Source organism: Aeromonas sp. Y311-2 (assembly GCF_027706025.1).
GTDB classification, from domain to species: domain Bacteria; phylum Pseudomonadota; class Gammaproteobacteria; order Enterobacterales; family Aeromonadaceae; genus Aeromonas; species Aeromonas veronii.
This window is the reverse complement of record NZ_JAPDCL010000001.1, coordinates 173,126-199,264: the sequence shown is the minus strand read 5'-3', so window position 1 is coordinate 199,264 and position 26,139 is coordinate 173,126. Positions and strand designations below refer to the sequence as shown.

At 61.7% G+C, this 26,139-nt stretch carries 26 protein-coding genes; 6 read left to right on the top strand and 20 right to left on the bottom strand.

What is annotated here, in order from left to right; all coding sequences use genetic code 11:
* The first annotated feature begins 529 nt into the window (after positions 1 to 529).
* Positions 530 to 1,753, top strand: coding sequence for a peptidase T (pepT, locus tag OKC42_RS00905; protein ID WP_263716776.1), 1,224 nt, complete (start codon positions 530 to 532; stop codon positions 1,751 to 1,753).
* Between the two features lie 203 nt (positions 1,754 to 1,956).
* The gene (locus tag OKC42_RS00900; RefSeq protein WP_270818949.1) at positions 1,957 to 3,666 is read left to right on the top strand and encodes a lysophospholipid acyltransferase family protein; all 1,710 of its coding nucleotides are present in this window, start codon (positions 1,957 to 1,959) and stop codon (positions 3,664 to 3,666) included.
* Between the two features lie 114 nt (positions 3,667 to 3,780).
* Here the strand turns inward: OKC42_RS00900 and OKC42_RS00895 are convergent, their stop codons facing one another.
* From OKC42_RS00895 to OKC42_RS00880, 4 genes are all read right to left on the bottom strand, one after another.
* Positions 3,781 to 4,089: a SelT/SelW/SelH family protein gene (locus tag OKC42_RS00895; RefSeq protein ID WP_005344153.1), complete on the bottom strand. Its 309-nt coding sequence runs from the start codon at positions 4,087 to 4,089 to the stop codon at positions 3,781 to 3,783.
* A gap of 76 nt (positions 4,090 to 4,165) precedes the next feature.
* A complete protein-coding gene (locus OKC42_RS00890) occupies positions 4,166 to 5,290 on the bottom strand; it encodes an adenosylhomocysteinase (protein WP_270818946.1) in 1,125 nt (374 codons plus the stop codon).
* A gap of 182 nt (positions 5,291 to 5,472) precedes the next feature.
* Complete coding sequence (locus tag OKC42_RS00885; protein WP_270818945.1) at positions 5,473 to 6,210, bottom strand: hypothetical protein; 738 nt, start codon at positions 6,208 to 6,210, stop codon at positions 5,473 to 5,475.
* Complete coding sequence (locus OKC42_RS00880; RefSeq protein WP_005334411.1) at positions 6,210 to 6,770, bottom strand: YceI family protein; 561 nt, start codon at positions 6,768 to 6,770, stop codon at positions 6,210 to 6,212. Before OKC42_RS00880 ends, OKC42_RS00885 begins: the two co-directional genes overlap by 1 nt.
* A 109-nt stretch (positions 6,771 to 6,879) precedes the next feature.
* Here OKC42_RS00880 and OKC42_RS00875 point away from each other — a divergent pair, with 109 nt between their 5' ends.
* Complete coding sequence (locus OKC42_RS00875) at positions 6,880 to 7,782, top strand: LysR family transcriptional regulator (RefSeq protein ID WP_270818944.1); 903 nt, start codon at positions 6,880 to 6,882, stop codon at positions 7,780 to 7,782.
* 55 nt (positions 7,783 to 7,837) lie between these two features.
* Here the strand turns inward: OKC42_RS00875 and OKC42_RS00870 are convergent, their stop codons facing one another.
* Complete coding sequence (locus tag OKC42_RS00870; protein WP_270818943.1) at positions 7,838 to 8,254, bottom strand: hypothetical protein; 417 nt, start codon at positions 8,252 to 8,254, stop codon at positions 7,838 to 7,840.
* 67 nt (positions 8,255 to 8,321) lie between these two features.
* On the opposite strand from OKC42_RS00870, the gene OKC42_RS00865 reads away from it, so the two are divergent.
* Positions 8,322 to 10,052: a formate--tetrahydrofolate ligase gene (locus OKC42_RS00865; protein ID WP_270818941.1), complete on the top strand. Its 1,731-nt coding sequence runs from the start codon at positions 8,322 to 8,324 to the stop codon at positions 10,050 to 10,052.
* A 71-nt stretch (positions 10,053 to 10,123) separates the two neighbouring features.
* Here OKC42_RS00865 and OKC42_RS00860 read toward each other — a convergent pair whose 3' ends face one another.
* The gene (locus OKC42_RS00860; protein WP_266134509.1) at positions 10,124 to 11,779 is read right to left on the bottom strand and encodes a methyl-accepting chemotaxis protein; all 1,656 of its coding nucleotides are present in this window, start codon (positions 11,777 to 11,779) and stop codon (positions 10,124 to 10,126) included.
* 411 nt (positions 11,780 to 12,190) lie between these two features.
* The gene (folE, locus tag OKC42_RS00855) at positions 12,191 to 12,847 is read right to left on the bottom strand and encodes a GTP cyclohydrolase I FolE (protein WP_042054628.1); all 657 of its coding nucleotides are present in this window, start codon (positions 12,845 to 12,847) and stop codon (positions 12,191 to 12,193) included.
* 308 nt (positions 12,848 to 13,155) lie between these two features.
* On the opposite strand from folE, the gene moeA reads away from it, so the two are divergent.
* A complete protein-coding gene (moeA, locus tag OKC42_RS00850; protein WP_270819006.1) occupies positions 13,156 to 14,382 on the top strand; it encodes a molybdopterin molybdotransferase MoeA in 1,227 nt (408 codons plus the stop codon).
* Positions 14,379 to 15,134 (top strand): molybdopterin-synthase adenylyltransferase MoeB, encoded by a 756-nt coding sequence (gene moeB, locus OKC42_RS00845; protein WP_139407105.1) that lies wholly within the window; start codon positions 14,379 to 14,381, stop codon positions 15,132 to 15,134. Before moeA ends, moeB begins: the two co-directional genes overlap by 4 nt.
* Before the next feature lie 70 nt (positions 15,135 to 15,204).
* On the opposite strand, the gene OKC42_RS00840 is transcribed toward moeB, so the two are convergent.
* The 13 genes from OKC42_RS00840 to napA all read right to left on the bottom strand — a co-directional run bounded on the left by OKC42_RS00840 (position 15,205) and on the right by napA (position 26,045).
* A complete protein-coding gene (locus tag OKC42_RS00840; RefSeq protein ID WP_270818937.1) occupies positions 15,205 to 15,981 on the bottom strand; it encodes an alpha/beta fold hydrolase in 777 nt (258 codons plus the stop codon).
* A 91-nt stretch (positions 15,982 to 16,072) separates the two neighbouring features.
* A complete protein-coding gene (modC, locus tag OKC42_RS00835) occupies positions 16,073 to 17,173 on the bottom strand; it encodes a molybdenum ABC transporter ATP-binding protein (protein ID WP_270818935.1) in 1,101 nt (366 codons plus the stop codon).
* Entirely contained in the window at positions 17,170 to 17,850 is a 681-nt protein-coding gene (gene modB, locus OKC42_RS00830) for a molybdate ABC transporter permease subunit (RefSeq protein WP_270818934.1), read from the bottom strand. Before modB ends, modC begins: the two co-directional genes overlap by 4 nt.
* Positions 17,851 to 17,961: 111 nt before the next feature.
* Entirely contained in the window at positions 17,962 to 18,687 is a 726-nt protein-coding gene (gene modA / locus OKC42_RS00825) for a molybdate ABC transporter substrate-binding protein (RefSeq protein WP_270818933.1), read from the bottom strand.
* Between the two features lie 86 nt (positions 18,688 to 18,773).
* Positions 18,774 to 19,247 (bottom strand): molybdopterin synthase catalytic subunit MoaE, encoded by a 474-nt coding sequence (gene moaE / locus OKC42_RS00820; RefSeq protein ID WP_047438511.1) that lies wholly within the window; start codon positions 19,245 to 19,247, stop codon positions 18,774 to 18,776.
* A 100-nt stretch (positions 19,248 to 19,347) separates the two neighbouring features.
* Complete coding sequence (moaD, locus tag OKC42_RS00815) at positions 19,348 to 19,593, bottom strand: molybdopterin synthase sulfur carrier subunit (RefSeq protein WP_123172677.1); 246 nt, start codon at positions 19,591 to 19,593, stop codon at positions 19,348 to 19,350.
* Positions 19,590 to 20,114 carry a cyclic pyranopterin monophosphate synthase MoaC gene (gene moaC, locus OKC42_RS00810; protein ID WP_139463724.1) on the bottom strand — a complete coding sequence of 175 codons (525 nt, stop codon included), beginning with the start codon at positions 20,112 to 20,114 and terminating at the stop codon, positions 19,590 to 19,592. The genes moaD and moaC overlap by 4 nt, the downstream gene beginning before the upstream one ends.
* Positions 20,115 to 20,123: 9 nt before the next feature.
* Positions 20,124 to 20,630 (bottom strand): molybdenum cofactor biosynthesis protein B, encoded by a 507-nt coding sequence (gene moaB / locus OKC42_RS00805; RefSeq protein WP_005344126.1) that lies wholly within the window; start codon positions 20,628 to 20,630, stop codon positions 20,124 to 20,126.
* A 242-nt stretch (positions 20,631 to 20,872) separates the two neighbouring features.
* A complete protein-coding gene (locus tag OKC42_RS00800) occupies positions 20,873 to 21,463 on the bottom strand; it encodes a cytochrome c3 family protein (RefSeq protein WP_005353459.1) in 591 nt (196 codons plus the stop codon).
* A gap of 11 nt (positions 21,464 to 21,474) precedes the next feature.
* The gene (locus OKC42_RS00795; protein WP_005334452.1) at positions 21,475 to 21,930 is read right to left on the bottom strand and encodes a nitrate reductase cytochrome c-type subunit; all 456 of its coding nucleotides are present in this window, start codon (positions 21,928 to 21,930) and stop codon (positions 21,475 to 21,477) included.
* Complete coding sequence (gene napH, locus OKC42_RS00790) at positions 21,930 to 22,805, bottom strand: quinol dehydrogenase ferredoxin subunit NapH (RefSeq protein ID WP_216951734.1); 876 nt, start codon at positions 22,803 to 22,805, stop codon at positions 21,930 to 21,932. Before napH ends, OKC42_RS00795 begins: the two co-directional genes overlap by 1 nt.
* A complete protein-coding gene (gene napG, locus OKC42_RS00785) occupies positions 22,802 to 23,539 on the bottom strand; it encodes a ferredoxin-type protein NapG (RefSeq protein ID WP_064340968.1) in 738 nt (245 codons plus the stop codon). The genes napH and napG overlap by 4 nt, the downstream gene beginning before the upstream one ends.
* A gap of 16 nt (positions 23,540 to 23,555) precedes the next feature.
* Entirely contained in the window at positions 23,556 to 26,045 is a 2,490-nt protein-coding gene (gene napA, locus OKC42_RS00780; RefSeq protein ID WP_270818928.1) for a nitrate reductase catalytic subunit NapA, read from the bottom strand.
* Positions 26,046 to 26,139: the final 94 nt, after the last annotated feature.

Sequence of the window (26,139 nt, the reverse complement as noted above, 5' to 3'; positions counted from 1 at the left end):
GGAGCCTAACCGGTATTAAAGAAACCATTCCCCAGCAGTGTCTGTCGTTTCTGCGTGCCTCGCCCTATAGGCGTATGATCGGTCGGGTTTCTGGCGGCTCTGCCTGCTTCAGGGTTGCCCTTGGATCGGCGCGGAGTGTACACACTTACCGCGGGCAGTGACAATAAAAAATAGTGTTCAAAATCCCCTTTTAATAAGTCGATCAAATCTTGCTGGCGGGCAGGCAGGCTCTGGGATGGCGCAGGTTATGCGACAGCCCGGTTTCCCCTTGAAAAGTGTGTGAAAACGCCATGATTGGGCTGACGCCTTGCTGTGCGGTCGCTGAGGGGAATTTGGTCGCCACCGCCAGCGCCTAAATATCGCAATAAATGCCACATTTATGCGATCTCCCTCCCGGACGTTGCCCCGCACGCCGCACATTCGCCGCTCTTCCCTTGCGTCAAAAAATGGGAAAAACCTGCGCTGACGCAATGAGTGCCCCGCACGGATTGGCCACAATGACCGCTCACAATCGGTTAGAGGCTGACTAATGGATACCCTGCTTGAGCGTTTTCTGCGTTACGTAACTTTTCATACCCGCTCCGATGAGACCAATCCAGCCTGCCCCAGCAGCGAAGGCCAGCTGATCTTTGCCCGTGCCCTGCAAGAAGAGATGAAGGCGCTGGGGCTGAGCCAGGTCACCCTGGATGAGCACGGCTACCTCACCGGCTGCCTGCCGGGCAACCAGCCGGACGCACCCGCCATCGGCCTGATTGCCCACATGGACACCGCCGACTACGAGGCGGAGCACGTAGTACCGCAAATCATCGAAAACTATCAGGGCGGCGACATCTGCCTTGGCAAGGGTGACGAGGTGCTCGCCATCCGTGACTACCGCTTCCTGAAAAACTACCTGGGTCAGGATCTCATCACCACCGACGGCACCACCTTGCTTGGCGCCGACGACAAGGCGGGTATCGCCGAGATCCTCACTGCCATCGACCACCTGCAGGCCCACCCCGAGATCCCCCGCGGCGATATCTGGGTCGGCTTTACCCCGGATGAAGAGATTGGCCGTGGCGCCAACCTGTTCCCGCTGGAGAGATTCCCGGCCAAGTGGGCCTATACCGTGGATGGCGGCGAACTGGGCGAGCTGGAGTATGAAAACTTCAACGCCGCCAGCGCCACGGTGCGTTTTATCGGCAATAACGTCCACCCCGGCACCGCCAAGGGGAGCATGATCAACAGCCAGACCCTGGCCGCCCGCTTCCACGCCGCCATGCCTACCGAGCAGACCCCGGAGTGCACCGAAGGGTATGAGGGCTTCTTCCATCTGGCCCAGATGAGCGGCACCGTGGAGGAGAGCACCCTGCACTACATCATCCGTGACTTCGACGACGAGCACTTCGCCGCACGCAAGGCCGAGATGCAGAGCCGGGTGGCCGCCCTGCAGGCCGAGTATCCGAAGGCCCGCATCGAGCTGACCCTGACCGACAGCTATCGCAACATGCGCAGCCAGATCGAGCCGCACATGCATATCGTCGAGCTGGCCAAGGCCGCCATGGAAGCCGCCGACGTGGTGCCGAAAATCAAGCCCATTCGCGGCGGTACCGATGGCGCCCGCCTCTCCTTTATGGGCCTGCCCTGCCCCAACCTCTTCACCGGTGGCCACAACTTCCACGGCAAGCACGAGTTCATCCCGCTGCAATCCATGGAGAAATCGGTCGCCACCCTGGTGGAGCTGGTGCGCCTCACCGCAGCCTGGCGCGGTTAATCGATTACCATGACAACCAAGGGGGGAGCCGGTTTACCGGCACCCCCCTTGCTATCTGGCCATCACCCATCAGGAAAGGGAAACCGGGGGAGGGTCGCTCAGGAGCTACTGGCTGCCGCTGCCATCAAACTGTCATCCCGCTGACATGTCGCGGGAACAGTGCCACATCATGCTGGGAGCAACGGATCGCCGGAGCCCCCCAGATGTTCACTATCGATACCCTGCTGACCCAGCACTTCCCCCGCCTGCTTGGCTACCCCCTGCTCACCCCGCTGTTAAAGCGGCTGCTGGGCTGGCTGCTCAACGAACGTGCCTTTGCCGACTTTGCCGCCCGCTACCCGCACCTGCGCGGCCTCGACTTTGTCGAGCAGGCGCTGACCCAGCTCGATTTCGACTATCGGGTCAGCGAGGCGCAACTGGAGCATATTCCAGCCAGCGGCCGGGTCATTCTTGTTGCCAACCACCCCATCGGCTCGCTGGACGGACTGGCGCTGCTGCAACTGCTCGGTCGCATCCGCCCCGATGTGAAGATCGTCGCCAACCAGCTGCTGGCCCAGCTCGCGCCGCTGCGCCCTCTGCTATTGCCGGTGGACAATATGGAGGGCAAGACCGATCGGCAAGCCATCCTCGCCATGAACGAACACCTCGCCCATGAAGGGGCGCTGGTGATCTTCCCCGCTGGTGAAGTCTCGCGGCTTGGCCTCAAGGGGGTGAAAGACGGCCCCTGGCAGGCAGGCTTTATCAAGCTGGCCCAGCGCACACGCACCCCGCTGGTGCCCATCCATCTGGGGGGGCGCAACAGCCTCTGGTTCTATCTCGCCTCCTGGCTCAACAAGCCCGCCTCCGCCCTGTTGCTGGTGCGTCAGCTGTTTCGCCAGCAGGGGCAAACCCTGCCGGTGACCATAGGGGCACGCATTCCGCTCGGCAGTTTTCAGGAGCTGCCAGCCAAGACGGCGGCGCGGCTGGTGCGCAACCACCTCTACCGGATTGGCCGTGGCAAGGCGGGGCGCCTGCAGACCGAGGCCCCCATCGCCCTGCCGGAGGATCGCCGCCAGCTCAAACAAGCCATCGAAAGCTGCGAACAGCTCGGCACCACCCCGGATGGTCAGGGGATCTACCTCTACCGCCGCCACGAACTGAGCCACTCGGTGATCCTGCGCGAGCTGGGGCGACTGCGGGAGATCGCCTTTCGCGCAGTGGGGGAAGGATCCGGCAAAAGGCGGGATCTCGATGGCTTTGACAACGACTATCACCACCTGATCCTCTGGGATCCGGCCCAGCTCGACATTATCGGCGCCTACCGGTTCGCCCCGGTGGCCGAGCTGCTGGCCAGCAAAGGGAAGGATGGCCTCTACAGCCACACCCTGTTCGGCTTTGAGGATAAGCTGCTGCCCCGGCTGGAGCAGGCCATCGAGCTTGGCCGCAGCTTTATCCAGCCCGCCTACTGGGGCAAGCGGGGGCTCGATTATCTCTGGTTCGGCATCGGTGCCTATCTGGCCCGCTATCCCCGCTACCGCTACCTGTTTGGCCCGGTGTCGCTCTCCGGCAGCCTGCCGCCGGCGGCCAAGGATCTGCTGGTGAGCTTCTACCGCCAGCACTTTGCCCCCGAACTGGCGCTGGCCCCCTCCCGCCGTCCCTACCCCGAGACGCAACCTCTGTTCGAGGGGGTGGATTACGGCGCCGATCTCAAAGCACTCAAGGCCCGTCTCGACAATCTGGGCTGCGCCATCCCCACCCTCTACAAGCAGTATTCCGAGCTGTGCGAGCCGAGCGGGGTGCAGTTTATGGATTTTGGCATCGACCCCGACTTCAACCACTGCATCGACGGGCTGGTGTGGGTCGATGTGAGCCGCATCAAGTCCCACAAGCGGGCCCGCTATATCGGCAGCCATCTGGCCGAGCCGCGCTCATAGCCCTGCAGGCGCCAGGCAAACAGCCAAATGCAAAAAAGGAGAGAGAGGCCATCGCCTCCCTCTCCTTTCGCTCTCATGCTCAGCACCTTTTCGAGGCGCTCGGCCCATCTGGCGTTACTCGGCCGCCTTGCGATCCGAGTGGCCGAGATCACGCTCAGGGGCGATGACGTCACGCACCCGCTGCTTGATCTCCTTGGCCTCGGGGAAGCCGTCATCGACCACCCGATCCCACACCTGCACCCCGTTCACCAGAATGCGGAACTCCCCCTTGCTGGCCGGCACCAGCGCCACCTCCCCCAGATCGCTGTCAAAGGTGGAAAGCAGCTCCTGCGCCAGCCAGGCGGCGCGCAGCATCCAGCGACAGAGGGTGCAGTAGCGGATTTCGATGCGGGGTTTGCTGATCAGGGTTTCAGACTCGGTCATGAGTGACTCCATAAAAAAGCGACAATGGCGGGAAGTGGCGTACTGCCGCCCAATGGCCGATCCCGGTTTGGTCAAATCAGTGCTGCTCAACCCCATGAAAATCGGCCAGCCAATGGCGGGCAATGGTACGCATCGCCGATTCTGGCAGCTCGAACAGGCCGGGTGCAAGAGGGCCTGCCGCCAGCATCCGGATCCCTTCCATGATCTCCGCCAGCACCAGATAGACATATTCACCAATCACGGCGCCATGGACGAAGTTGACCGCCTCGCCCCGGTTGAGCAGGTAGATCTGGGTACCATCCGGCCGGTTGAGGGCCAGCACATGGGGGCACACCTCTTCGCTCGGCCACGGCAACTGGGCCAGCGAGAAGGCGAACTCGTCGTCAGCCGAGGTGACCGAGGCCACCATGGTGCCGGGGCGCAGCGCCTGCAGATCCACCAAGTCCAGCGAGCCGTTGCCGGTAGAGCAGATCACCAGCTCGGCACGGCTCAACGCCTCGGCCTTGGTGATCAGGCGAAAACCGTGAGAGAGCGCTTCGACCTGTCGCAGCACATCGGTCTCCACCAGCCCGAGATGGAGGTTGCGACAGCGCAGGTCGCGGGCGATGCTGCGCCCCACCTTGCCATAGCCAAACAGCACGGCTTCGCAGACGTTGAAAGTACGGTTGAGGTTACGGGCCAGCGACTCCGCGGAGTAGACCACGCTCAAACCAATCTGGATATCCTCGGCCTGCTTGAGGGGACTGCGTGCCACCGACACCACCGGGGTCGCCAGCACCTCCTGCTCATAGCGCTGGTGGCCGTTCTCGGTCATCTCCACCACCCCTAGGAAACGGGGGCCGAAGTATTCGCTCAAGATCACCTGGGTTTTGGCGAAGTAACCGCCTATATCGAGGATCAGCAACCGCTCGTGGGGGGCCACCAGCGGCGCAATCTGCTGGATGATGCTGTCGGGTTCATTGGTCCAGCGCCGGTTGAGGGGCAGCACCGGATAGTGCTGGGATACCCACTCCAGGGTCGGGCCATGTACCGATTTCGGTTTGGGCAAAATGGCGCCAATCCGTCCAATCTGACCGAGAGCGTCGATAAAACGGGGGCGATCGGGAAGTAGGTGAGTGACCAGCAGAATGCAGAGACCGTCGATACGTCCCTGTCCGGTGAAATGGCGAAAAAACAGATGCTCAGATCCTTGACTGCGCAACTGTGGCCTCCTTATGTGCCGCAAAGCAGGCAAACAGAACCCGGCGCGGCCGGGTTCTGTGTGTGTCCAAATAAAATGAAAATCCTTTTTATCTGAAACACATATGGGGCTCAATCATTATCTGCCAAGAGTATGAGCGAGTATGCAAAAATGACTGTAATTGCCTGTTTTTCATGCAAAAATCAGTACAAAGAAGCAGCAGGCCACACCCACCACAGGCTGAGCCCGGTTCCCGCCGCTGCGAGCAAGATCAGCCCACCCCAACGCACTGGCCAGGGTTTGTCACGCAACACCCACTCCAGCAGCGGCAGCAACCAGACCGGCAGCAACACCACCAGCAGCACCTCCACATATTGCCAGGCGAGCATCTGGACGAAGGCGAGGGCCAGCGCCAGACCGGCGGGTGCTACCTTGGTGCCAACAAAGGTGGCAAGCAGGGCGCGAAAACCGGCGAAAGCGGCCAGCGCACCGGCCAGCTGGGCAATCAGCAGACTGCCATCGATGCCGATCACCAGCGCCAGCCAGATAAAACCGAGGGCAAACCCGAGCCCCTCGCGGCTATCACAGCGCAAGGTGCTCCAGCCAAACCAGAGGATAGCGGGCAGCAGTGCCAGCCAGATCCCGGGTTCGCTCGCCAGTACCGAGGCCAATCCCTGCCACCACACCAGCGCACTGAACACCGCAAAGAGCAGCAGTGAACCGCGCAGATTGTTCACCTGAGCCGCAATGGCGGGGGCCAGCAGGGTCAGCGGCAGCCACTGCCACGCCTTTTCCGGTATGCCATAGAGTCCACCGAGCCAGGATCCCACCAGCCAGAGCGCCAGCGCGCCCCACAGATACCCCAGTCGCGGCCAGCGCCACGATAGCAAAGCGGCTCCCAGAGGAGCCGCCAGGGTTTGCAGCAGAAGTTCCGCGCCCATTACTTGCGCACGCCTTCGACAAACAGGTTGATGTTCATCTCGTCCGGAATGCCGGGCAGCATGTAGCTCACGCCAAAGTCACTGCGTTTGATGGTGGTGGAGGCGTTGAAGCCGCTGCGGTAGCCGCCCCAGGGATCCTTGCCCTCACCGATCTTGACCAGATCGAAGGCCACTTCCTTGGAGACGCCGTGCAGAGTCAGGGTCCCTTTCAGCACGCCTTTATCCTTGGTGCCCTCGTAAGCGGAGCTGACGAAGGTCATCTTGGGATACTGCTTCACGTCGAGGAAGTCCGGGCTGCGCAGGTGCTTGTCGCGGGCCTCGTGATTGGAGTCGACGCTGGCGGCATCCACTTCAAAGCTCGCCTTGGCGGCCGCCGGGTTGGCGTCATCCATGCTGAAGGTGCCGCTGAAGGTGTTGAAGCGACCCACCAGCTCGGAGAAGCCCAGGTGACCCACCTTGAACTGCACTGTGGTGTGCGCCGCATCCACATCGTAATCCGCCGCCATCAGAGGGGTAGCCATAAACAGGCAGGAGGCCAGCAGAGCCTTGGTCATTTTCATCCGTTCGTTCCTTCATCTTGGGGTTCACATCAGTGGTTAAAATGCTAACCTCGTTCTGAAGATGAATAATCAGTGATTTATTAAATTCATTATTTACTGAGGATGGAAAATGGACCAGATCGCTGCCATGCGCACCTTTATCAAGGTGGTGGAGTGCCAGAGCTTTACCAAGGCCGCCAACCAGCTCGGCATCTCGGTCGCCATGGCCTCCAAACTGATACAGCAGCTGGAGGAGTCCCTCGCCACCCGGCTGCTGTCGCGCACCACCCGTCAGGTCAATCCCACCGAAGCGGGCCAGTTCTACTACCAGCGCTCCCTCGCCCTGCTGGCAGAGCTGGAAGAGACCCACAGCCAGCTGACCCACCACAACCAGCAGCCGAACGGCACCCTCAAGCTCTCGGTGCCGATGGATTTTGGCTATCTGCACCTCTCCCCCGCCCTGCCGCTGTTTCGCCAGCGCTTTCCCGATCTAAAGCTCGATATCGAGTACAGCGACCGGCGGGTAGCGCTGGTGGAAGAGGGGTTCGATCTGGCGCTGCGGATCGGCCACCTCAGCGACTCCTCGCTGGTGGCGCGCCAACTGGCCACCATTCGGGTCGAGCTTTGCGCCAGCCCCGCCTATCTGGCGCGCAAGGGCAGACCGGAAAAGCCCGAGGATCTCAAGCAGCACGACTGTCTGATCTACACCCTGACCCAGCCGGAGTGGCACTTCAAACGGGGAAGCGAGCAGCAGAGCATCCGGCCACAGGGGCCGCTGCGGGCCAACAATGGGGTGGCGCTGACCCGCGCCGCTTGTGATGATCAGGGCATCATATTGCAGCCCACCTTTATCGTGGGGGAGGCGCTGCGGTCAGGACAGCTGGTCAGCCTGCTGCCAGAGTGGGACAAGGGAGATGTGGGACTTTATGCGGTCTATCCGCACCGCCGCTTCGTCTCGGCCAAGGTGCGCTGCTTTATCGAGTTTGTGCAGGAGCGCTATCTCGCTCCGCAACAGTGGGATGCGCCGACCTGATTGCCAGAGCAGAGGATACGGCCTGACTGTCCGGCCTGCTGACCCGGCTTAAAACCTAGCGCTGGCCAGGGGCCGTGGCAGGAACCAGCTTCGCCAGCAGACGCTCCTGCTCGAGGCTTAACTGCCAGCGTGGCAAACGGGTGCGTATCACCGACAACTGCTGCTCACTGAGGGCATAGGGGAGCGCCACTTCAATCTCGGGGCAGTCAAACATGGCGGCCAGCTGCAGGATCAAAATGAGGTTTGCCTCGTCGGTCTTGTGCTTGTTGACCCGTTTGCGGATCTCGTGGCGCAGCTGGGTTTCGGGGTCCTGGGTCATCGCCTGCCAGCCGAAACCGAACAACGGCACCAGCGCGCTGACAATCCCCAGCGCCGTCATCGGCTGCTTGGGGGGATGATAGAGTGCGTTGAGATCCAGCAGAACAGGATTCTGACGAACCTCACCCTCACCAAATAAAATCGTTTTCGTCATTGGATTACCCGTTATATTCCACTAGACTGCGCCGCATATTTTACCCCGATATGCCAACGAGGTGCTGATGCTAAGCGATATCGAGATCTCCCGCCAGTCCCCCCGTCTCTCAATCCACGCGCTGGCCGAACGCCTCGCCATCCCCCAGCACCTGCTCAGCCCTCATGGCCACTACAAAGGCAAGCTCAGCCTCGACCTGCTCACGTCTCAACCCAAGCAGAGCGGCAAGCTGGTACTGGTGAGCGCCATCACCCCGACCCCGCTCGGTGAAGGGAAAACGGTGACCACCCTTGGCCTATCCATGGGGCTCAACCATATCGGCCAGCCCAGCATCGCAACCATCCGCCAACCGAGCCTCGGGCCGGTATTCGGGGTCAAGGGGGGGGCCGCTGGTGGCGGCCACGCCCAGGTGGTGCCGATGGAGGAGATGAACCTCCACCTTACCGGCGATTTTCACGCTCTGACGGCGGCTCACAATCTGGCGGCGGCAGCCCTCGATGCCCGCCTGTTCCACGAACAGAAACTGGGTGCAGAGTTCACCGCCAAAACAGGCCTGCCGCGGCTCGATATCGATGCCGATAACATCCTCTGGCCGCGCACCCTCGACATGAATGACCGCGCCCTGCGCCACCTCACCATAGGCCGGGGGGGCGCTGCCGATGGTGTGGAGCGCAACGATCGCTTCGTCATCACCGCCGCCTCCGAGCTGATGGCCATTCTGGCGCTGGCAAGCGATCTTAAAGACCTGCGCCAGCGCATCGGCCGCATCCAGCTGGCCCGCGATATCCACGGCAAGCCCATTACCGCCGAACAGCTAGAAGTAGCGGGCGCCATGACGGTGCTGCTGAAAGACGCGCTGCAGCCGACCCTGATGCAAACCACCGAGCAGACGCCTGTGCTGGTGCACGCTGGCCCCTTTGCCAATATCGCCCACGGCAACTCCTCGGTGATCGCCGATCGCATCGCCCTTGGCCTGACCGACTATGTGGTGACCGAGGCGGGTTTTGGCTCCGACATGGGGCTGGAGAAGTTCTTCAACATCAAGAGCCGCCAATCCGGTATTACCCCAGCCTGCGTGGTGCTGGTGGCCACGGTGCGCGGCCTCAAGGCCAACAGCGGCCTGCTCGATATCCGCCCGGGCCAGCCGCTGCCAGCCAGCCTGCAAGGGGAAGAGCTGCCGACCCTCAAGCAGGGCTGCGCCAACCTCGCCTGGCATATCCGGAACGCCCGTCGCTACGGGGTGCCGGTGGTGGTCGCCATCAACCGCTTCCCCACCGACAGCGAGGCCGAGCTGGCGCTGCTGGCCCATGAAGCGCAGCAAGCCGGTGCCTGTGGCGCAGCCATCTCCAACGCCTTCACCCAGGGTGGTGCCGGTGCCAGCGAGCTGGCCCGCGCCGTGGTCACCGCCTGCGAGCAGCCAAGCAAAGTCAAACTGCTCTACCCCGACGAGATGAGCCTCGACGCCAAGCTGGCTACCCTGGTGGAGTGCGGCTACGGCGGCCGCGGAGTGCTGCTCTCCGACAGAGCGCGCCAGCAGCTGGCGCAACTCTCCGCCGAAGGGTGGGATCACTTGCCCATCTGCGTAGCCAAGACGCCGCTCTCCATCAGCCATGACCCCGCTCTCAAGGGCGTGCCGACCGATTTCGAGGTGCCCATCGACGAGGTGAAGCTCTGCGCCGGTGCCGGCTTCGTCTATGCACTGGCGGGCCCCATCATGACCATGCCGGGCCTTGGCAGCCTGCCGGCCTATCGCCATATCGATATCGATGAGAACGGCGAGATAGTCGGCCTGAGCTGAGCCCTTCCACAACGCCAGAAACAACAAGGCCCCGCCAATTGCGGGGCCTTCTGTTATCCATGCATCAACCCTTAGAGGGTGAAGCGCTGGGTCATATGGTGCAGGGTGTTGGCCAGCTTGCTCAGCTCGACGCAAGCCTGGGCGATCTGATGAGCGCCCTGGGCATTCTCGTCAGCGGCATTGTGAATGTTGACGATGCTGCGGTTGAGCTCTTCGGTCACCGCGTTCTGCTCTTCGGTGGCGGTGGCGATCAAAGTGTTCATGTCGGTGATGCGCACCACGGCACCGTTGATGGTCTCGATACTGGTACCGGCATCCCGTGCCAGACCGACACTCTCCTGCATCTGGTGACGGCTCAGCTGCATGGCGTTGCCCGCCTCGGCGGCGCGGCTCTGCAGCAGCTCGATCATCTTGCTGATCTCGGCGGTGGAGTCCTGGGTACGCTGGGCCAATGAACGCACTTCATCCGCAACGACCGCAAAACCACGGCCCTGCTCACCGGCACGGGCCGCTTCGATGGCAGCGTTAAGGGCCAGCAGGTTGGTCTGACCGGCGATATCGCGGATCACATCCAGCACCACGCTGATATTGGCGCTATCGGCCTCCAGCTGCTGCACCACTGTGCCCGCCTGTTCAATCTTGACCGACACCTCTTCGATGCTGGCAATGGAGCTGCGTACCACTTCGCTGCCGGCAGCAGAGGTGCGGGAGGCATCCTTGGCGGCGCTCATGGCATCCGTGGTGTTGCGGGCCACTTCATTGACGGTGGACTGCATCTCGTTCATGGCGGTCGCCACCTGGGATACTTCGTTCTGCTGGATGGCCATGCCGCTGGCAGACTGGCTGGAGATGGCGCTCACCTCCTCCACTGCGCTGCTGAGTTGGCTCACGGAGCCGGCGATCTCACTCACCAGATCGGAGAGGGAGCCCTGCATCCGGTTGATGGCGGAGCCCAGCTGACCCAGTTCATCACGGTTGAAGCGGCTGTCACGGATCCACTGCTGCAGTTCGCCCTGACCCAGATCGCCATTGGCAATACGCTGGGCCTGACGGGCCAGCATGATCAGCGGGTCGCGGATCTGGCGGGTCAGTACCACGGAGAGCACCACCACAAGGATCAAACCGAGCACCAGCGCGATGGTGACACTCAGATTGGCGGAGTGATAAGAGTCGACAATATCGCTGCGGGATTCAGACGCATAACCATGGTTAATCTGGATAAGGGAGGCCACTGACTTGCTCAGCGCGGTGTAAAGGGGAACCCCCTCCTCAAGGAAGATGCGTTGGGCTTCGGCAAGCTGATCGCTGTCTTGCAGCTGTTTGACTCGCTGGTGCAGGGCGACGTAACGATCCCAGTCAGATTTCACCGTATCGAAGGTACGGCGCTCCGCCACATCCTCAGGCCAGATCGTCTTGTCATGGGCAATCAGCTGCTGCGCGATCGAGTTAAGCTGTTGACTGGCAATATTCCGATATTCAGCCCTTTTCAGCGGCTCGGCGGCCACCACGAAATAACCCAGCTCATAACGACGCAGCTCACCGAGAGAATCCCCGATCGCGCTGGTGCGATTGACCGCTGGCAAGATGCTGTCGGTAAACCGGATGGCAACATCATTCATGTTGCCAAACTGGACAAGGGCAAAACCGCCGATAAAGGCGACCATCAAACCGAGCACGGCAAAGCCGGCGGTGAGTTTTTTACCTATGGTCATGGTACTGGTATTCATGGGATATCCTGGTGGTCGTTAAATTCGTAGCACTCGTCCGGTTCACGCCCTCCTGGCATGAACTATCTGGCCACCTGTTCAGTGGCGCACCATCCAACCTTGATGAATATCTCTGAATTCCATGAGCGGCAGCGAGAGCCGTGAGGGGGCGCTAGAGTAACCGGATTGTGATGGTTCGGAAAGAGTCTGTCCGGTTACTTTTTGTAAGGTGAAAACGAGGGATTTATCGTGCTCGATTAAATATACTGCTCAGATGAATAAATCGAAAAAATACATAACGTTTGCATAAGGCAAGCCGCACGGGCCAAGCCGTTGCAGGCCACCACTCTGATCCAGAACCAATGAAAAACGCCAGCAATGGCTGCTGGCGTCTCGTTTATTCAGCAAGGCGGTTACAAAATAACCGCCATCTTATCCGCGCAGGCCGCCCAGAAATTCGGCCCGGGTATCGGGTTGGGTCTTGAACACCCCACCGAGGGAGGTGGTGGTGGTGTAAGAAGTCGAATCCATCACCCCGCGCGCCTTGACGCAGTAGTGGGTCGCCTTGATGCTGATGGCCACATCCTTGGTGCCGAGCAGGGTCTGCAGCGCCAGCAGGATCTGCTGGGTGAGCCGCTCCTGCACCTGGGGACGGCGGGCAAAGAACTGCACGATGCGGTTGATCTTCGACAGGCCAATCACCTTGCCTCGAGGGATATAGGCCACATGAGCCATGCCGTCGATGGTGACGAAGTGGTGCTCGCAGGTGCTGGTGAGGCTGATGTCCCGCACCATGATCATCTCGTCCACCTGCATCTTGTTCTCGATCACTGTCACCTTGGGGAAGGTGGAATAATCGAGGCCGGAGAAGATCTCATTGACGTACATCTTGGCGATGCGATGCGGCGTCTCGGCCAGACTGTCATCGGCCAGATCCAGCCCCAGCGTCTCCATGATGGAGCGCATATGGCCTTCGATCTTCTCCCGCTTCTGCTGGCTGTTAAGCTCGTTGGTGACCAGGGGGGTTTCCAGTCCCTGGGCTTCGAGGGCAGCCCTGACCAGCAAGGCTTCCGGACTTAAGGTTGTCATTATCTTCTCTCCCACGCTCAGGGACTGTGAGGGCAGCTCATCGAGCAACCCCTTATGTTATGGCGACGTACAGGGCCGACGGTATCGCTGTAATGGTCGCCACTCGGGATGTAACGGCCATCTGTTATGGCGGCATAGTAAACGGCCATTGCCGCCAAGATTCAAGTCAACTTGTGCGTCACCTCATACTTTATGGCCATCTAACCCCGTTTCAGCGCCGATTACCCCGAGAATCCTTGAGATAACCTGCCCATCCCCGGGGATTTTTGTGATAATCCCGCCTTCAATCATAGAAAGAGGTCATGACGATGGGATTTGATACCAGCGGACTACTCCCCTTAAGCGATGCCCTGCAAGGGATGCTGGAACAACTCGCCTGCTGCTGCGACAGCGAGCAGTTGCCCCTGCCAGAGGCCCTTGGCCGGGTTCTTGCCAGCGACATCGCCTCTCCCCTCGCCGTGCCCCCCTTCGACAACTCCGCCATGGACGGTTATGCCGTGCGCCTTGCGGATCTCGCCAGCGGCACCCCGCTCATCATGGCGGGCAAGGCGTTTGCCGGTCAGCCCTATCATGGCGAGTGGCCCGCTGGCCACTGCGTGCGGATCATGACAGGCGCCCCGGTCCCCGCAGGCACAGATGCGGTGGTGATGCAGGAAGAAACGCAGGCCGACGGCGATCGGATCACTTTTCTGGCACAACCCGAACCGGGCCAGAATATCCGCCGCACCGGCAGCGATATCGGCAAGGGCGCCTGCGTGCTGCCAGCCGGCACTCGCCTCACCCCAAGAGAGATGCCACTGCTGGCCTCCCTCGGCGTGGCTACCGTCGCGGTGCGCCGACCGCTGAAAGTGGCCATCTTCAGCACTGGCGATGAGCTCAAACCGGTCGGTACCCCGCTTGCCCACGGCGATATCTATGACTCCAACCGATACGGCGTGCGGGCCATGCTGGCGCGCATGGGCTGCAACTGCCTCGACCTTGGCATCATCCCGGACGATCCCGCCCAGCTACGCGCCGCCTTTATCCGCGCCGATGAAGAGGCCGATGTGCTCATCTCCACCGGCGGCGTCTCGGTGGGGGAAGCGGACTTCACCAAACAACTGCTGGACGAGCTCGGCGAGATTGGCTTCTGGAAGCTGGCCATCAAGCCGGGCAAGCCGTTTGCTTTTGGCCGTCTGCCCCGCGCCTGGTTCTTCGGCCTGCCGGGCAACCCCGTCTCCGCCATGGTCACCTTCGATCAGCTGGTGCAACCGGCGCTGGCCAAGCTGGCGGGCCAGCACTTCGAGCGCCCGCTCCAGCTGCAAGCCATTGCGGCCGAGCCACTCAAAAAGAGCCCGGGCCGACTCGACTTCCAGCGCGGCATCCTGAGTCAGGGGCCAAACGGCCTCGAGGTGCGCAGCACCGGCTCGCAGGACTCCGCCGTGTTCAGCTCCCTGTCGCAAGCCAACTGCTACATCGTTCTTGAACGGGAACGGGGCCGCGTCGCCGTGGGCGAGACAGTAACCGTGGAGCCATTCGGGGGATTGCTGCTGTGAGCGAGATCCTCAGCGACGCCGAACTGCTGCGCTACAACCGCCAGATCATCCTCAAATCCTTCGATTTCGAGGGGCAGGAGGCGCTCAAACAAGCCCGTGTGCTGGTGATCGGTGCCGGTGGCCTTGGCTGCGCCGCCAGCCAGTATCTGGCGGTGGCCGGGGTTGGCCGACTCACCCTGGTCGATTTCGACAAGGTGGAGCTCTCCAACCTGCAGCGTCAGGTGCTGCACAACGATGAGCGCATCGGTCACTACAAAGTAGACTCTGCCGCCCAGTCGCTGCGCGCGCTCAATCCCTGGCTCAACGTCGAGACCCACGCGGCCGTGGCCGACGAGGCGCTGCTCGATACCCTGTTGCCCCAACACCAGCTGGTATTGGATTGCACTGACAACCTGGCCATTCGCAACCTGCTCAACCAAAAGGCACGCCAGCATGGCGTGCCACTGGTCAGCGGCGCCGCCATCCGGCTGGAGGGTCAGCTCTGCAGCTTCACCTGGCAGGAAGATGAGCCCTGCTACGCCTGCCTCAGCGCCCTGTTTGGCGAGCAGGCACTCACCTGCGTCGAGGCGGGCGTGCTCGCCCCTGTGGTGGGTCTGGTGGGCAGCCTGCAGGCACTGGAAGCCATCAAGCTGCTGGCGGGCACAGGAAAAAACTACAGCGGCCGCCTGCTGATGATCGACGGCCTGAGCGGCACCTTCCGCGAGATGAAGCTGCCCAAGCGCCCCGACTGCCCCGTCTGTTCCCATCCTTGACACAAACGGGATCAAAAAAGCCGAACCCTGTGGTTCGGCTTTTTGGTATCTGCACCTAACAACCCCTTCTTTAATGGGTCGTGAGGATCCGTTGCAACAGGTGATTAAAGCCCGAGGGGTCTTCCGCGGGCCAGGCGTGGTGGCCGTTGGGGGTGTGGATGGTGGCGTTGGGCAGGGCGGCAAACTGCTCTACCCGTTTGGCCAGCGGCAGGTAGTCGTGACTGGTGGAGATGATGGCCACCGGCTGCCAGATGGAGCCGAGCCGGGCGCGTACCGACCAGCCGGGTAGTGCCTCCAGCAGCGCCTTGTAAGTTTTCTTTTTATTGCGCACGAAACGCAGTCGGAAGGTGTGGCGCACCTGTGCCAGATCCGGGCCCGGGAAGAGCTCGCGTCCCAGCCACCAGGCGAGCGGGCGCATGCCAAACCAGCGCAGCCACTTGAGGCGCTGGGCGTAACGCTCCTGCTCTTTGGGGGTCTCCAGCAGAAACTCGCTAAAACCGTTGACCAGCACCAGCCCCTGCACCTTGTGGGGCAGTTGCAGCGCCAGCTCCAGCGCGACCATGGCCCCCAGCGACAATCCCACCACCCAGGCGGGTTCTGGCTGTGCATCGAGCCAGTTCACCACATCGGCTGCCAGGGTCGCCACATCGAACGGCCCCTCCTGCATGCTCTGGCCGTGGCCGCGCAAGTCCAGCGCCACCACCCGGTAGTGCTCGGAAAACCGTTCGATCTGCGCCTGCCAGTCGAGGCTCGAGGAGCCCAGCCCGTGCAGCAGCAACAACAAGGGGCCCTCCCCCGCACTGCGCAGGGCAAGACCGTTGAATTTCATCACCTGATTGCGGCGCATCAGTGTATTGCCTCTCGACTCATCACCTGAACCATCTCTCGTTGTTATGTTGCCCGTGGCCATCCTGCCACGTTATCAGCACGGCGCCCAATCAGCCTTCGCTGACCAGACTCACCGCCTTGATATAAGCGTAGATCTGCTGCTCCGGCGCCAGCGCCAGCCGCCTGGCGGAGCGGCTGGTGATCCGGGCCAGCAGTATCTGCTCACCCAGCGCCAACTGCAACAGGGTCTGGCCGGGGCGCACCTCGCGCACAGACAGCAGACGGGTGACGAGACAGTTGGAGAGACTGGAGTGCTCGATGGGGGCGGTGGCGATCACCACATCCCGCCCCGCCACCTTGATCTGCAAGGGGCCGCTCTCGTCCGGCACATGGGTCATGGTGACCCGCAGCTGCTGCTCACCGAGCTGCAGGGTCGCCATCTGTTCGTCGTCATCGTAGTGGGCCAAGGTCGCATCCAGCATCACCCCTGCATCGTCACGGCTGGCCAGCGAGAGATCGGTGCGGGCGAAGATCTCGCTCGGCCTGCCTTGCGCCTCGACCCTGCCACTTTCCAGCAACACAAGCTGATCGCAGAGCAGGCTGACCTCCTCCATGGCGTGACTGACGAAGATCATCGGGATGCCGCTCTCCTGCTGCAACCCCTTGAGCACATGGGCCTGATGGATGCGGCTGCGCCGATCGAGCGCCGAGAAAGGCTCATCGAGCAGCAGCAGATCGGGCTCGGCCAGCAGCGCCCGCCCCAGCGCAACCCGCTGGCGTTGGCCGCCAGAAAGCGCATGGGCAGGCTGCTCCAGCAGATCGGCAAAACCGAGCCGCGCCGTCAGCGCTTCGGGCTGCCAGCGCCCTCGCCCCTTGCGGGCCGCCAGTTGCAGATTGCCGAGCACCGTCAGATGGGGGAAGAGGCGCGAGTCCTGAAACACCAGTCCGATCCGGCGCACTTCGGGCAGCAGAGCGGCGCACTCCCGCTCGCGCCACCATAAGCGATCCCCTTGTTGGCGATCGAGCCCGGCGATGATACGCAGCAGGGTGCTCTTGCCGCAGCCCGAGGGGCCAAACAGTCCGAGGATCCCACCCAGTTCGAGGGTCAGTGCGCAGTCGAGGGTAAAGGGGCCAAACTCGCGCCGGGCATGGAGGTTCAGGGCATGGCGGTGCGGCACGTTCACAGGCGGCATAGTGGCGGGCTGTTTCATCCAAACACTCTCCGCTGTCTGCGCTGCAGCACGCCGTAGACCAGAACCAGCATCACCAGCGAGAAGGCCATCAGGCCGCCCGCCAGAATATGGGCGTTCTGGTAGTCCATCGCCTCCACATGATCAAACAGGGCGATGGAAAGCACCTGGGTTTCGCCGGGGATATTGCCGCCAATCATCAACACCACGCCAAACTCCCCCAGGGTATGGGCAAAGCCCAGCGCCGCCGCCATCACAAAGCTCGGCAGGGTCATCGGCATGATGATGTGGAAGAAGCGTTCCAGCGGGCCGAGCCCCAAAGTAGCGGCAGCTTCCAGCTCCTTGTTGCCCATGTTGACGAAGGCGGAGGTGAGCGGCTGCACCACGAACGGCAGCGAATAGAGGATGGAGGCAAACAGCAGGCCGAGAAAACTGAAGGCGAGCGGGGCACCAAAGGTGTCGCGCCACCAGGCGCCGAAACCATATTCGGGGGAGAAGGCGAGCAGCAGATAAAAACCCAGCACAGTGGGGGGGAGCACCAGCGGTAGCGCCACCAGCGCCTCAACCAGTGGCCGCAGCCGGTTCTGACTGCGCGACAGCCACCAGGCCAGCGGCGGTGCCAGCAACAGCAAAATCGCTGTGGTGCAGGCCGCAAGCTTCAGGGTGAGCCAGACCGCCAGCAGATCCCCTTCACTCATTGCCGACCTCCCGGTTGATAAATGCCTCCAACGGCATGGTATCCATCCTTATTGCAAAGAGTGGCCGACCCGAAGGCCGACCACTCAGGGTATCGCATCAGGCCCATCCCCTTATTGGGGCAAGGCATAACCAGCTGCCTTGATCTGTGCCTGACCCGGCCCCTTGAGCCAGGCCACCAGCGCCTCGACCGCGGCGCCTTTTTTCAATACCAGCCCCTGCTGCTCGATGGGGGGATAGAAGCCCGCAGGCACTGCCCAGGCTTCACCAGTCTTGCCCGCTTCCACCAGATTGGCCCAGGCGACAAAGCCCAGCTCGGCATTGCCGGTGTCGACAAATTGCCAGGTCTGGCCGATGTTGGCACCGGTCAGCAACCGGTACTGCTTGGGATCGATCTTGAGATGGGTGAGGGTCGCCATGGCGGCAGCACCATAGGGTGCGGTGCGGGGATTGGCGATGGCGAGATTGCCTTTCCAGCTACGCAGGGTCGCCTCGTCAGGGGCCGGCCCCCCCTTCTTCCACAGCCCCAGCTGGCCGATGGCGTAGGTGAAGCGATCGATCCCCTTGCCCTCTTTTTCCAGCTTCTCGGGGGTCGCCGCATCGGCGGAGAGGAAGAGATCGAACGGTGCGCCGTGACTGATCTGGGTGTAGAGCACCCCGGTGGCGGCAGACGAGATGGCCAGGGTGTGGCCTGTCTTGGCGGTGAACTCTTTGCCGATACGCTCGATAGTGCCCTTGAAGTTGGCCGCCACGGCCACTTTCACTTCATCGGCCTGAACGGCACCGGTATGCAAGGTGGCGCAGATGCCGGCGATGACAACAGATAACAGCGGTTTCATTCCCTTTCTCCTGATGGGGCCTGCACATCCGCGCCCCTTGCGGGGCCGTGGTTCCCGTTGAACCTGCGCCCCTCGTGATGAACAGGTCAGGCTTGCCAGCGGGCAGCGGCGGCGTTGTCGCTCTCCTTGGCCTCGACCCAGCGTTGCACACCCTCGGCGGTCAGCTCTTTTTTCCAGAACGGCGCCCGGGTTTTCAAGAAATCCATGATGAAGTGACAGGCGTCAAAGGCGGCGTCGCGGTGGGCACTGCTCACCGCCACCAGCACGATCTGATCGCCAAGCCACAACTCGCCGATACGATGAATGAGGGTACACTCCTGCAGCGACCAGCGGCGGCGGGCCTCCTGCACGATATCGGCCAGCGCCTTCTCGGTCATGCCGGGGTAGTGCTCGAGGGCCAACCCCTTCACCTCCTCCCCCTGATTGAAGTCGCGAACCTTGCCAACGAAGGTGACGATTGCGCCACTGTCGGGGCGGGTGGCGAGACGGGCATATTCGTCCGCCAGCGAGAAATCCTCCCGCTGCACCACAATGCGATCTGTGATGGTTGCCTCGCTCATCATCAGCCTCCGGTCGTTACTGGAGAGAAAGTGAAGAAGGCCACTTCGTCACCACCGCACAGCTCAGTGGTGCGATCCACGGTCATTATCTCGCTCATCCTTAACCTCCGGTCACCGGTGGGAAGAAGGCCACCTCATCGCCATCATTGATGGGGGTATCGAGGGGCACCAGGGTCTGGTTGACCGCCACCAGCAGTTTGCCCGACTCGAGGGCGAGTGCCCACTTGTCGCCGCGCTCACAGAGCGCCGCGCGCAGTTGTTCGGCGGTGGCGTAGTCGCAGGGCAGGTTCAGCTCGTCGCAGGCCACCAGCTCTCTTACTTGCGCAAAAAAGAGTACCTTGATCATGCTTGCTCCCCACTATTTGACCCCAACTGAAAATGGCCGGACTTGCCGCCTTTTTTCTCTACCAGACGAACCTGTTCGATCACCATGTCTTTTTGCACAGCCTTGCACATGTCGTAGATGGTCAGCGCCGCCACCGATGCCGCCGTCAGCGCCTCCATCTCTACCCCGGTCTTGCCGGAGAGCTTGCAGAGGGTGCGGATATGCACCCGGTTCTGCTCGGCCAGCGGCACTATCTCCACCTCGACTTTGGTCAAGGCCAGCGGATGGCAGAGGGGGATGAGATCCGCGGTCTTCTTGGCGGCCATGATGCCGGCGATGCGGGCGGTGGCGAACACGTCACCCTTGTGGTGCTGGCCGCTCAGGATCAGCGCCAGCGTCTCGGGGGCCATGGCAACAAACGCCTCGGCGCGGGCTTCGCGCTCGGTCACCTGCTTGTCGGTCACATCCACCATATGGGCTTCGCCGCTCTGGTTCAGATGCGTCAGGTTGGGCTGGGTCTGCTTGGGATCGGTCTGGTTCATCGTTTGCTCTCAGAGGTGGGAGACAAAGTTGCACGGCTTGGTGCGGGCATCGAGCTGATCGCGGATCAGTTGCTCCCAACCCAGCTGGCAGGCGCCGGTGGAGCCGGGCAGACAGCAGATCAGGGTGCGATTGGCGAGTCCCGCCAGCGCACGGCTCTGCATGGCGGAGCCTTTAATCTCGGCAAAGGAGAGTTGACGGAACATCTCGCCAAAACCCTGTACGGTGCGCTCGAACAGCACACCGACCGCTTCCGGCACCCGGTTCTGTTCGTTGAAGCCGGTACCGCCGTTAATCAGTACCACCTGCACCCCCTCATCGGCGATCCACTCGCTCACCCGCGCGCGGATGCGAAACAGGTTGTCCGGGCAGAGCGCCCGATCGGCCAGCTGATGGCCCGCGTCGGTAAGGGCCGAGACCAGATAGTCGCCCGAGCTGTCATCGGCGGCGGTGCGGCTGTCGGAGACCGTCAGCACGGCGATCTTGAGGGGAATAAATGCGTTGTGTTTCTGTCCCATCGGGCAGCTCCTTGTGGCTATGGGCCGTCAACGAGGCAGGAAGAGAAGGGGTATGAGAGGCCAGCTGTCAGGGCGCAAAAACGGACGCAGACAGGGGTGACCAACTTGCTCAAGCGTGTGACGGCGGGCTGATTCTATCAAAGGTTTCACGAGATATGGGATTTAAAAGACACACAAATCTGATGCTTGTCCCATATATGAACAAAACGCAGGCCGGGCAAACCCGGCCTGTCGTCGCAGGATCAGAACCCTTTCACCCCGGTCATGTCGGGCAGCTGGTGAGCAATCCCCTTGTGACAGTCGATGCAGGTACTTTCACCACTGGCCAGATTGGTAGAATGCATCTTGGCGGCACGCTGCCCCTGCAGGGAGAAGTCCATGTACTCGAAGTTGTGGCAGTTGCGGCACTCGCGCGAATCAGTCTCTTTCATCCGCTGCCACTCCCGCTCCGCCATCTCGCGTCGGTGCGACTCGAACTTCTCGCGGGTATCCACCTTGCCGGTGATCATGCCCCACAGCTCCTTGGAAGCCTGCACTTTGCGGATGATCTTGTAGGTCCACTCGTGCGGTACGTGACAATCCGGGCAGCTGGCCCGCACACCGGAGCGGTTGGCGTAGTGGATGGTATCGCGATACTCCTCGAACACGTTGTCCTTCATCTCGTGACAGCTGGTGCAGAAGGCCTCGGTGTTGGATGCTTCCATGGCGGTGTTGAAGCCACCCCAGAAAATCACGCCACCAAAGAAGCCCATCAGCAAGATGACCCAGAGAGCCGCCTTCGACGGTGACTTGAAGGTGGTCCACAGACGCTGGATAAAGCCGGGTAATTTCATCTATGGATTCCTCAGTTCAGCGCTTCAACCGGTTTAAAGGTATTTTCCACCAGCGGCTTGGCATCCGCTTGCGGTACATGGCACTGCAGGCAGAAGTAGCGACGCGGCGACACTTCACCCAGGGTCAGGCCGTCACGGGTCTCGAAGTGAGTCGGACTGATCTTGGGGGCCTTCATGGCGCTGGCATTCTTGAAGCTGTGGCAAGCCAGGCACTTGTTGACCTTGGTATCCACCTCATAGTTGCGAATGTCGTGGGGGATCAGCGGCGGCTGATGCATGTACTGGCGATCGTAGGGCGCGCCATCCTTGCGGAAGTTTTTCAGGGGCGCGGCGGTGGCATCGGTCACCAGATCGGTGGCGCCACGCTCGGACTTGAGGCCACCGGTACTGTTGGTGATCTCGGGTGCCGCTGCCATCAAGGATCCCGCCATCAGGCAGGCCAGCATTGCTCCAATCAGCTTTTTCATTATTTGTTCTCCGACGTTTTTTCTGCCTTGACGGCAAAACCTACAGTGATTTCAAAAACTTGTTCCGCGCAGACATCGATGCAGCGGCCACAGTTGGTACACTCCTGAGCCGCAATCAAGGGCCCGTGACCGCGCTTGGCACCATGAACAGGTCCGCGCAGGATGGGACGTTCCGGGCAGACCGCATAACAATCCATGCAGTTGTTGCACCGCTCGCGCCCCTTGGCAGAAATCTTGATAAATCCGACCCGGTTGACCAGGGCATAGAAGGCCCCCACCGGACAGAGATGACCGCACCAACCCCGCTCAACCACGAAGAGATCGAACAGGAATAGCGCTGCAAGCAGGGCCCAGCCAGCCCCCATGCCAAACAGCAGGCCGCGCATGGCGAGTGACACCGGATTGACCAGCTCCCACACCATCACGCCGACCACAGCAGGCACCACCAGCACCATGGCCAACAGCCAGTAGCGGGTCGCACGGCTGAACTGGCCATTGCCCTTGAGGCCAAGGCGCACCCTGAGCCAGGCTGCAGCATCCGTGATGAGGTTGACCGGACAGACCCAGGAGCAGAACACCCTCCCCCCGACCAGCCAGTAACCGGCCAGCACAATGGCAGCCCCCAGCCAGAGAGTGGTGATGGGCCAGTGACCCGCCGCCAGCGACTGCAACAGCGTGAGGGGATCGGTCAGCGGCACCGTCTCCAGCAACAGCGAGCTGGAGAGGTTGCCCTTGAGGATCCAGATGCCCGCCAGCGGCCCCAGCAAAAACAGCCCGAGCACGCTGAACTGACTCAGCCGACGCAGCAGCAGGAAGCGGTGGGAACGCCACCACCCCAGCTTGATGCTAGCCTCTTCCCCCGGATAACGACTCATAACCCCTCCGGTTTGCGGGTGGGCAGGGTGAGTCTGTCGCCGATGAGCGACTTGTTCCCCGCCTTGGCCTTCTCTTCCCAGCCGAGCCGGTAGTGATGACCCAGCTCACCTTTGGCGAGCTGGCGTGGCACCACCTTGATGGCCGCTTCCTCCAGCACGCAGGCATGCTCGCACTTGCCACAGCCGGTACAGACATCGCTGTGTACCGTGGGCAGGAACATGGCGTGTTTGCCGGTACGCTGGTTATGCTGCAGCTCAAGAGTGATCGCCTTGTCAATCAGCGGGCAGACCCGATAACAGACATCGCAGCGCAGCCCCAGATAGTTGAGGCAGGTCTCGTGATCGATGAGCACAGCCACCCCCATCCGGGCCTGATCGATGTCGGTCATCTGCTGATCCAGCGCCCCGCTCGGACAGGCCACCACACAAGGGATGTCATCACACATCTCGCAGGGCACGGCACGCGCCTTGAAATAGGGGGTGCCAGTGGTCACAGGGTCAAACAGCCGGGCGAGCTTGAGGGTGTCGTAGGGGCACGCCTCGACGCAGAGCCCGCAACGCACGCAGGCGCTGAGGAACTCTGTTTCATCGAGGGCGGCAGGCGGACGCAGCGCCTGGGCAGGCACAGCTTGTGCCTGCTGGCGTGCCATGCCGCCGAGCCCCACGCCAAGCAGGCCCACACCGCAGGCCCCCTTGGCCATGTCGGCCAGAAACTGGCGACGACTACGACTCATCTCGCACTCCCCCGCCTTAAGCCTTCATCACCTTGACGGCGCACTTCTTGTAATCGGTCTCTTTCGAGAGCGGATCGGTGGCGTCCAGGGTCAGCTTGTTGACCAGCTGGCTGGCATCAAAGAAGGGCATGAAGACCAGTCCTTTCGGCGGACGGTTGCGACCACGGGTCTCGACACGGGTCTTCACCTCGCCACGGCGGGAGGAGACGATCACCTCTTCACCACGGCGCACGCCGCGAGCCTTGGCATCGTCCGGGTGCATGAAGAGCACCGCATCCGGGAAGGCGCGATAGAGTTCGGGCACCCGACGGGTCATGGTGCCGGTGTGCCAGTGTTCCAGCACGCGACCGGTGGAGAGCCACAGATCGTACTCTTTATCCGGCGACTCGGCGGCGGGCTCGAACGGCAGGGCGAAGATGACCGCCTTGCCATCGGGCTTGCCATAAAAACGTACCCCCTCGCCCGCTTTCACATAGGGGTCGAACCCTTCACGATAGCGCCACAGGGTCTCTTTGCCATCTACCACAGGCCAGCGCAGACCACGGGCTTCGTGGTACTGATCGAACGGCGCCAGATCGTGACCGTGGCCACGACCGAAGGTGGCGTACTCTTCGAACAACCCTTTCTGGACGTAGAACCCGAAGTGCTCGGCCTCGTCGTTCAGCAGACCTTTGCTCTGCTCTTTCGGGAACTGGTTGACCTGACCGTTGGCATAGAGCACGTCGAACAGGGTTTTGCCCTTCACTTCCGGCATCTTGGCAATCAGCTCAGCCGGCCACACATCCTCAACCTTGAAGCGCTTGGAGAACTCCATCAGCTGCCACAAGTCGGACTTGGCCCCTTCCGGCGCTTTCACCTGCTGGTGCCAGAACTGGGTGCGGCGCTCGGCGTTGCCGTAGGCCCCCTCTTTCTCCACCCACATGGCGGTAGGCAGAATGAGGTCAGCGGCCTGGGCAGTGACGGTCGGGTACGGGTCAGAGACCACGATGAAGTTGCGCGGATCGCGATAGCCAGGCAGGCGATCGGTATTCATGTTGGGGCCAGCCTGCATGTTGTTGTTGCACATCACCCAGTAGGCGTTGAGCTTGCCATCTTTGAGCATGCGATCCTGCAGCACGGCGTGGAAACCCACCTTGTCGGGAATGGTCCCTTCTGGCAGTTTCCAGATCTTCTCGGCAATGGCGCGGTGCTTGGGCTCGGTCACCACCATGTCGGCGGGCAGACGGTGGGCAAAGGTACCCACTTCACGCGCGGTGCCACAGGCAGAGGGCTGGCCGGTCAGTGAGAAAGGACCATTACCCGGCTCGGAGATCTTGCCGGTCAGCAGGTGGATGTTGTAGCAGAGGTTGTTGGCCCAGACGCCACGGGTATGCTGGTTGAAACCCATGGTCCAGTAGGAGACCACCTTCTTGCTCGGGTCGGCATAGAGCTTGGCCAGCTTTTCCAGCTTCTCTTTGGAGACGCCGGAGAGCTTGGAGACCGACTCCACATCGTAATCCGCCACGAACTTGGCAAACTCCTCGAAGGTCATCGGAGTGGCATCGCCGCTGTCCGGGTTCTTCGCTTTCTGCTGCAGCGGATCGGTCGGGCGCAGGCCATAACCGATGTCGGTGGCCCCCTTCTTGAACACGGTGTGCTTGTTGACGAAGTCCCAGTTCACCTTGTCATTCTGGATGATGTAGTTGGCGACATAGTTGAGGATCGCCAGATCGGTCTGCGGGGTGAACACCATGCCGTTGTCCGCCAGCTCGAAGCTGCGGTGCTCGAAGGTCGAGAGCACGTGCACCTGCACATCCGGGTTGGAGAGACGGCGATCGGACATCCGCGACCAGAGGATGGGGTGCATCTCGGCCATGTTGGAGCCCCACAGCACGAATGCATCGGCCTGCTCGATATCGTCGTAGCAACCCATCGGTTCGTCCATACCGAAGGTACGCATGAAGCCAACGACCGCAGAGGCCATGCAGTGACGAGCGTTGGGGTCAATGTTGTTGGAGCGGAAACCGGCCTTCATCAGCTTGGCGGCGGCATAGCCTTCCCAGACGGTCCACTGGCCGGAGCCGAACATGCCGACGGCGGTCGGCCCCTTCTCTTTCAGGGTCGCCTTGAACTTCTCGGCCATGATGTCGAACGCCTGATCCCAGCTGATGGGGGCAAAGTCGCCATCCTTGTCGAACTGGCCGTTCTTCATCCGCAGCATCGGCTGGGTCAGGCGATCCTGGCCGTACATGATCTTGGAGAGGAAGTAGCCCTTGATGCAGTTGAGGCCACGGTTGACCGGTGCATCAGGGTCGCCCTGAGTCGCCACGACCCGCCCATCCTGAGAGCCCACCAGCACGGAGCAGCCGGTACCGCAGAAGCGGCAGGGAGCCTTATCCCAATGGATGGCAGTCTTGTCGGTACTGGTGATGAGATTGGCTGCCAGCGTGGGGGCACTGACACCGGCCACGGCAGCGGCAGCTGCCACCGCGTTGGCCTTCATAAAGTCGCGTCGACTCAGCTTCATGGCATATCCTCACATTGCTTATCGCGTAATAGTTGTCGAATCTGTCGAACGGGAGCCAGCCATCAGCGGCAGAGGGCATGCCCGGCATCCCATC